Here is a 2,008-nt window from a genome sequence, read left to right on the forward strand (position 1 = left end):
CCCGCGCCGGGCCGGTGTGTCGTCCTTCGGGATCAGCGGGACCAACGCACACATCATCCTCGAACAAGCCGACCCGGACGACACCCCCGAGGCACCCGTCCCGGTCGCACCTCCGGCCGTGACCGCGCTGTCCCTGTCCGCCCGCGACGCGGTCGCGCTGCCCGCCCAGGCCGCGCGTCTGCATGCCCACCTCGCCGCCCACCCCGAACTCCCCCTCCCCGACGTCGCCCACTCCCTCGCGACGACTCGGGCCGCCCTCGACCACCGCGCCGCGATCATCGGCCGCGACCGGGCAGGCGTACTCAGCGGCCTCGCCGCCCTCGCGGCCGGCGACACCGCGCCCGGCATCGTCCAAGGCCGCGTGGCCAACGCCAGGACGGCGTTCCTGTTCTCGGGCCAGGGCAGCCAGCGCGCGGGCATGGGCCGGGAGCTGTACGAGGCGTTCCCGGTGTTCGCGGACGCGCTGGACGCGGTGTGCGCGTACTTCGACGCGGAGTTCGAGCGGCCGCTGCGGGAGGTGATGTTCGAGGCGGAGTCGGTGGATCTGGACCGTACCGTCTATACGCAGGCTGCGCTGTTCGCCCTTGAGGTGGCGCTGTTCCGGCTGGTGGAGTCCTGGGGTGTGCGGCCCGACTTCGTCACCGGTCACTCGATCGGTGAGCTGGCCGCGGCGCATGTGGCGGGGGTCGTGGACCTGCCGGACGCGGTTCGGCTGGTGGCCGCCCGCGGTCGGCTGATGCAGGCGCTTCCGACGGGGGGCGCGATGCTCGCCGTACAGGCCGATGAGGCGGCCGTACGCGAGGCACTGACCGGGCGGGACGACGTGGCGATCGCCGCTGTCAACGGGCCCGACGCGATTGTCGTCTCGGGCGCGCGTGACACGATCGCCGAGTTGGAGGATGTCTGGCGGGCGGAAGGCCGCAAGGTCAAACGGCTGACGGTCTCGCACGCGTTCCACTCGCCGCTGATGGACCCGATGCTGGCGGACTTCCGTGCGGTCGCCGAGTCGCTGACGTACCACGCCCCTCGTATTCCGGTGGTGTCGAACGTCACCGGTGACCTGACCGGCGACCTCACCGACCCCGCGTACTGGGTGACCCATGTCCGCGAGGCCGTCCGCTTCGCCGACGGGATCGCCACGCTGCGGGGCGAGAACGTCCGCACGTTCGTCGAACTCGGCCCCGACGGTGTCCTGACCGCCATGACGGGCAACGTCCTGGCCGCCGAGACCGCGGACGGCACCGCCATCCCCGTCGCCACGGCCGCGCTGCGCCGCGACCGGGACGAGGCGGAGACGCTCGTCGCAGCGGTCGCGACGCTCCATGTGCGTGGCGCGAAGGTCGACTGGCCCGCGTACTACGGCACGTCGGGCGCGTCCCACATGGAGTTGCCCACGTACGCCTTCCAGCGTGAACGCTTCTGGCTCGACACGGTGCCGACCGCCGCGGTGCTCGCGGCAGGCACGGCCGACCCGGCGGAAGCCCTCTTCTGGCAGGCCGTCGAGCGCGGCGACCTGGACGCCCTCGCCGGCGAACTCGACACGACCGGGACGGGATCCGCCACCGGCCTGCTCGCTCCCGCACTGCCGCTGCTGGCCGACTGGCGCCGCAAGCGCCGGGAGAACGCCGCGATGGAGAGCCGCCAGTACCGCGTCGCCTGGAAGCCGTGGACCGCCGGCACCGGAGAGGCAACCCTCGCCGGCACCTGGCTCGCCCTGCCCGACACGCCCGAGGACGTCACCACCGCCCTGCGCGCGGCCGGCGCCGAGCTGATCACCCCGGTCGCCGACGCCACCGGGCGGAGCGAACTGGCCGCCCAACTGGCCGACGCCACCGAGGGGTACACGCTCTCCGGCGTGATCACCGCGCCGCGGGACGCTGCCTCGGCCCTGATCCTGATGCAGGCCCTGGGCGACGCGGGCATCGCGGCGCGCCTGTGGATCGTCACCCGTGGCGCCGTGTCCATCGGCCGCTCCGACCCGCTGACCGCACCGCGAGCCGCCGCCCTG

Annotated in this window: 1 protein-coding gene; it reads left to right on the plus strand. The window is 73.7% G+C overall.

The features are described 5' to 3' along the window. Nucleotides 1–2,008 (plus strand): acyltransferase domain-containing protein (locus tag K7G61_RS35760; protein ID WP_225851321.1); only part of this gene is annotated, 2,008 nt, incomplete at both ends.

The sequence above is a fragment of the Streptomyces sp. HPF1205 genome, assembly GCF_020400825.1.
Lineage (GTDB): Bacteria > Actinomycetota > Actinomycetes > Streptomycetales > Streptomycetaceae > Actinacidiphila.